The 4922-nt window shown below is 71.7% G+C and carries 7 protein-coding genes and 1 pseudogene; 5 read left to right on the plus strand and 3 right to left on the minus strand.

Going from position 1 to position 4922, the window contains the following annotated elements; translation table 11 throughout:
- Window positions 1-450 precede the first annotated feature (450 nt).
- The 3 genes from ACH4E7_RS45175 (at window position 451) to ACH4E7_RS45185 (ending at window position 1913) form a co-directional block, all read left to right on the plus strand.
- Window positions 451-948, plus strand: a complete 498-nt coding sequence (locus tag ACH4E7_RS45175; protein WP_396255059.1) for a hypothetical protein — start codon at window positions 451-453, stop codon at window positions 946-948.
- A 286-nt stretch (window positions 949-1234) separates the two neighbouring features.
- Complete coding sequence (locus ACH4E7_RS45180) at window positions 1235-1546, plus strand: DNA/RNA helicase domain-containing protein (protein WP_396255065.1); 312 nt, start codon at window positions 1235-1237, stop codon at window positions 1544-1546.
- A 118-nt stretch (window positions 1547-1664) separates the two neighbouring features.
- Window positions 1665-1913, plus strand: coding sequence for a ribosomal protein L7/L12 (locus ACH4E7_RS45185; protein WP_396255060.1), 249 nt, complete (start codon window positions 1665-1667; stop codon window positions 1911-1913).
- 37 nt (window positions 1914-1950) lie between these two features.
- On the opposite strand, the gene ACH4E7_RS45190 is transcribed toward ACH4E7_RS45185, so the two are convergent.
- On the minus strand, window positions 1951-2151 hold the full coding sequence (locus ACH4E7_RS45190; RefSeq protein WP_396255061.1) for a hypothetical protein: 201 nt from the start codon (window positions 2149-2151) through the stop codon (window positions 1951-1953).
- Between the two features lie 92 nt (window positions 2152-2243).
- On the opposite strand from ACH4E7_RS45190, the gene ACH4E7_RS45195 reads away from it, so the two are divergent.
- Window positions 2244-2900 (plus strand): hypothetical protein, encoded by a 657-nt coding sequence (locus tag ACH4E7_RS45195; RefSeq protein ID WP_396255062.1) that lies wholly within the window; start codon window positions 2244-2246, stop codon window positions 2898-2900.
- Window positions 2901-3017: 117 nt separating this feature from the next.
- On the opposite strand, the gene ACH4E7_RS45200 is transcribed toward ACH4E7_RS45195, so the two are convergent.
- Together ACH4E7_RS45200 and ACH4E7_RS45205 are read right to left on the minus strand one after the other, a co-directional pair.
- On the minus strand, window positions 3018-3344 hold the full coding sequence (locus tag ACH4E7_RS45200; RefSeq protein WP_396255063.1) for a hypothetical protein: 327 nt from the start codon (window positions 3342-3344) through the stop codon (window positions 3018-3020).
- The gene (locus ACH4E7_RS45205) at window positions 3341-3622 is read right to left on the minus strand and encodes a hypothetical protein (protein WP_396255064.1); all 282 of its coding nucleotides are present in this window, start codon (window positions 3620-3622) and stop codon (window positions 3341-3343) included. Before ACH4E7_RS45205 ends, ACH4E7_RS45200 begins: the two co-directional genes overlap by 4 nt.
- A gap of 266 nt (window positions 3623-3888) precedes the next feature.
- Between ACH4E7_RS45205 and ACH4E7_RS45210 the strand changes: the two are divergent.
- Window positions 3889-4839, plus strand: a pseudogene (locus tag ACH4E7_RS45210) (ISAzo13 family transposase); the annotation flags it as partial.
- Window positions 4840-4922: the final 83 nt, after the last annotated feature.

Below are 4922 nucleotides of genomic sequence, written 5' to 3' on the forward strand. Positions count from 1 at the left end.
GTCCGCTGCCTAATCAGACGGGCTTGGACCCTCTACCGCTGGGATACCCGGCCTCGAAGCCCCCGCATCCGATGACCTACTGGCGGACGCCCTTACTTCACCCTCAAGGTGGGCGGGCTGACGGTCGTCCTCAAGAACCGCCCCAAGCTGGTCCCCGTCCTCCTGACCGGCGTCGGCGCGGCCGTTGGAACGGCCTGCGGCCTGGCCTTGCGCGCACGCTACGGGGGATAGGCCGCAGGCCGCGCCAGGGGCCGTAGCCCGGCCTCCTGCCCGCGGCCGCCGATCCGTCTGTCCGACGCTGACGTGGCGTCGGACAGACGGCCGTCACACGGGCTGTCGGAGTACACACCGCTGTCGGCGATGTCGGACGGTGGTGGTATCCATCGACCATGTATCTGCACCGGGAGAGCATCAGCGAGGCGGCGCGGCAGACCGTGCGGCCGGAGTTCGTTGACGCGTGCGCAGCGCTTCCGGGCCCGGTACGGAATAGCGCCGGGGGAGGAGGAGATTCGCAGCTGGCGGCGAAGCTGGCCGGTCCTGCTCGACGCGGTCGTGCGCGTAGGAGCGGGGGACCCCGACGTCCTGCTGGAACCGTTGCTGCTGGAACCGTTGCTGCTGGAACCGTTGCTGCTGGAACTGTCGCTGCTGAGGACGGGCGAGCGCGTCGACGCGGCCGTGGCCGGCCAGGAGGCGGACGGTGCGCTGACGGTTGCAGTGGTCGAGCTGAAGCAGTGGACGCGGGCCGTTCCCTCGACACACGACCCGGGGATGCTGGAGATCGGCCAGCGGAGCGTGCCGCACCCCGCCCGACAGGTCGGCGGATACGTCCACTACCTCAGGGCCGTGACGACCTCGCCGACATCCTTCCCGCCGGCGGACCGGCGGGCCGCCTCGGCTGCGCCGGCCTGGGGCCCGCGCAGGGGAACCTCGTCGACCGCTTCCTCGTAGGCACACGGCGCACGGATCACCGCGGGGTCCTGCTGGCCCTGGAACGCCGACGACGTCCCCCCGCCGGAGCCGGAGGTCGCCATCCGGTGGCACGGCCCGGACGACGATGAGCGCTCCTGAGCCCGCCCCCGGAACCTGCGCTCCGAGTAGCCCGCCCCCGGAACCTGCGCTCCGAGTAGCCCGCCCCCGGAACCTACGCTCCGAGTAGCCCGTCCCCGGCTTCCCCGACGTCCCGCCCCGCCCCTACTGGGCGACCGACCACGGCGGCCACGACCAGGTCGGCTGCATCTACACCGCCCAGGGCTTCGAGTACGCCTTCGGTGCCGTCATCCTGGGCGCCGACCTGGTCCGCCGTGACGGCCGCTGGCAGGTCCGCCCCGAAGCCCGCCCCGAAGCCCGCCCCGAAGCCCGCCCCGAAGCCCGCCCCGAAGCCAGCCACGACGCGGCCCAGCTGCGGGACCTGACGCCGGAGCGGTACCTGGCGTACGCACTGAACATCTACCGCGTCCTCGCCACCTGGGCCACCCACGGCACCCGCCTCTACTCCACCGACCCCGAGACCCAGGCCTACCTGGCCTCCCTGATGCCCGGCTCCTGACACGGACCGGCCACAGGCGCGGGGCCGGATACAGCTGGGCGGGAGCGAATTTCCATGGACCCGACCTCCAGGACACGCCTACGCTGCCGCAGCAGGAGCCGAGGGGCGGGGAGCGCTGATGGACGTCGTGTACGTCGAGCTGGTCTGCGACGAGGAGCCCAACCGCGTCGTGTTGACCGACCCAGGCCCTCACGTTCTGGAGGTCGTCAAGGTCATCAGGCGGCGGACCGGGCTCAGCCTCTGGCACAGCAAGCTGCTCCTCGGCCAGGTGCCGGCGACCGTGCTCGAGGATGTGCCGTCGGATCTCGCCGAGGCGACGGCGGACGAGCTCCGTGCGGCGGGAGCCGCCGTCGAGGTGCAGCACTGAGCTCGTCGTTCAACTGTGTTCCGGCAGCCGAGGGGGTCTACCAGTCAACTGTTCCATCGTCGGGGAGCGCGAGGCCGAGCCGTTCCTCGGCCCGCCCGATGGCTTCGGGCGCCGCGGGCGGGCGGAGCTCGGCCAGGCTGGCGGGCGCGTGCTCGGCTAGCCAGGCGTCGATGACGCTCCAGGACTCGGTCACCGAGGCGATCACCGGGCGGATGCCGATTTGTGGGGGATCGAGCACGGGAAACAGCCTCCCCGAGTGCTGTGACACGACGGCGGTCGGGCGTGCCCCCGGCTGTGCCGGAGCCGACAGGGCCCCGGCACAATCAGGCTGTGGGAACGAGCATTCAGGGATTCGTGGAGTGCCGTACTTGGGGTACCGGCCTCAGCATCGGACGGACGGCGTGGTACTCGGCCATCGAGCTGTCCATGCTCGGTGTGGTCAGGGACTACAGCGCCTTCGCCTGCCTCTTCGGCGTCCGGGACCTCAGCGGCCACAGGCGGCCGGTCGCCGCCGACCGCGGCTTGCCCGCCGACGTTTCGGAGACCGCCGGTGCCGGACACGCATCGTGGGGCGAGGCGGCGTTCGGCGCCACCTGGCTGGGCTGGGACGAAATCCTCGCCATCGACTGGAAGGAGTCGGCGATCCCCCGGGCAACCGGCATCGCCCGGTACCGACGGCTGCCGGACGGCGCACTGGAGCTCATGCACCGGGACGACTGGAGCCGAGGGTTCGCAAGGGCCAGCGGGGTCGACACCCTGACCGTCGATCCCGACCGCATCGGTGAACTGTGTGCCGAGGGCACCGAATGGGACGTCGGCACCACCGTCTTCCGCGCCGAACGCGCACGCCGCCGCGATGCCGCCCCGGTCGACGGCCCGTGGCAGCCGGTGTGGACCGTCATGCGCACCCTTGCCGGCGTTCACGGCGACCGGGCGCCTGGTCGTCTGGTTCGAGGAGTAGCCCTCCATACCCCACTCAGCCAGTGATCACGCGGGCTCTCGGAACCGAAGGATCCGCCCAGGCCGTCGTGACCCGCAGCCGACCCCGGCCTTCCGTCGCACCAGGTGTCACTCCGGACGGGCACCGGCGGGCGGGTTACAGGGTCAGTCGGCGCGCAGGATCCGGGAGACGTAGATGCGCGGTGGGTCCGCGTCCTCGTCCACCGCGTATTCGACCAGCCCCAAGTCCCGGTTCAGCGGTGCCGAGTGCATGCCGGGCCGATCCGGTACCGGCAGGCTCAGGTGGGGAAAGGGGTTTTCCCGCAGGTCGACCAGGAAGGTCACGACGGCCGAGAACACGTCGGGCGAGGTGCCCGGGGCGGCGAGGAGCTCCTCGACGGCGGGGGAGAGGGTGATCGGGTCGTCCTCCTCCGAAGCCTCCTCCGAAGCCTCCTCCGAAGCCTCCTCCGAAGCCTCGTCGTGGGCGCTCACAGGGCGCCGAGGCGTCGCAGGACCGCGGAGGCCGAAGTACCCGGCGCGGTCCCGTCCTGGACGGCGGCATGGATACGGTCGCCCTCCGGGTCCTGGTAGAGCTCGGCGCGCAGCCACCAGCGCCGCAGGACGCCGCCGATCGTCTCGTCGTCGGCCTCGCCCATCTCCCGGTAGAACTCCATCCGCTGCGCCGGCGGCAGGGCGGCGGCGACGGCGTCCTGGGTGCGGGCGATGGGCTGGCGGCCGTCGTGGTGGCCGTGCACGGGTGCGGCGCTCACCGTTCCTCCGGAGGCTCTCGTCGGGCGGTCCTGTACCAGTGTCCTCCCCGCGCGGGCCCGCCCGACACCCGGGGCTGTGATCGGGCGGGCCGACGAGGTGGTGGGCGTCCTTCGGATCCGACCGGTGGAGGGGCTGGAGACAGGGGTTATGGATGGCGCTGTCCACCTTCCGTTGAACGAGGTTGCACAGCGCGTGGCACCCACCGTGTTCGGGAGCCGTCGGTAGTCAAGGGATTGCTTCCGGGACTTGGGCTCGTTGATGTGGTATGCGTCGTTTCGGTGAGTTGATCGGTCCGCTGCGGGCGAAGTTCGAGGCGGTCGTGCCGCACCTGGACGAGCGGCAGCGGCGGCTGCTGTACGGCGCGGAGGCCCGCCAGTTGGGGCACGGTGGGATCGCGGCCGTGGCCGAGGCTGCCGGCGTCTCGAAGGGCTGTGTCTCCCGCGGCCTGGCCGACCTGGAGGAGGACGCCGCCCCGGACGGTCGGATCCGCCGCGTCGGGGCCAGGCGCCCCTCGGCCGCCTCGAAGGACCCCGGGCTGCGGGAGGCGCTCCTGGCCCTGGTCGCCGACAGCACGCGGGGCGACCCGATAGGGCCGCTGACGTGGACCACGAAATCGTTGACCCGCCTCGCGGACGAACTCGCCTCCCAGGGACGGGAAGTGGGCCGCGACACCGTGGCCGCGATGCTGAAGGAGGCCGGGTACAGCCTGCGCGGCAATGCCCGCGTCCTGGCCGGCAGCTCCCATCCCGACCGTGACGCCCAGTTCCGCCACCTGAACGAGACCGTGCAGCGGTTCCTCGATGCGGGCGACCCCGTCGTCAGCGTCGACACCAAGAAGAAGGAGCAGATCGGCCTGTTCGCCCGGCCGGGCCGGGAGTGGACGCCGCCCGGCGAGCCGGTGGAGGTCCTCGACCACGACTTCCCCTCCCAGGCCGTCGGCACCGCGATCCCCTACGGCATCTACGACCTGGGCCGCAACACCGGCTACGTCGTCGTCGGCACTGACCACGACACGGCCGCCTTCGCCGTCGCGGCCCTACGCCGCTGGTGGGACGAAGAGGGCCGCGCCGCCTATCCCGATGCGAAGCAGCTACTGATCACCGCCGACGGGGGCGGCTCGAACAGCTCCCGCGGCAAGGCCTGAAAGGCGAACCTCGCCGCCCTCGCCACCGCCACCGGCCTGGAGATCACCGTCTGCCACCTGCCGCCGGGGACGCAATGCCGTTGCTTGACTCAGTGAACTATCACAGGGTTCAGGGTGATGGTCTTCGCTGGGACACGTCGGGTCGGTCGACGTGG

Origin of the sequence: Kitasatospora sp. NPDC018058, assembly GCF_044327205.1 — a bacterium.
Classification (GTDB): domain Bacteria; phylum Actinomycetota; class Actinomycetes; order Streptomycetales; family Streptomycetaceae; genus Kitasatospora.

Excerpts from the sequence above, each read along its gene's own strand:
- ACH4E7_RS45185 (WP_396255060.1), top strand. The coding sequence starts at position 1,665 with ATGGACGTCGTGTACGTCGAGCTGGTCTGCGACGAGGAGCCCAACCGC.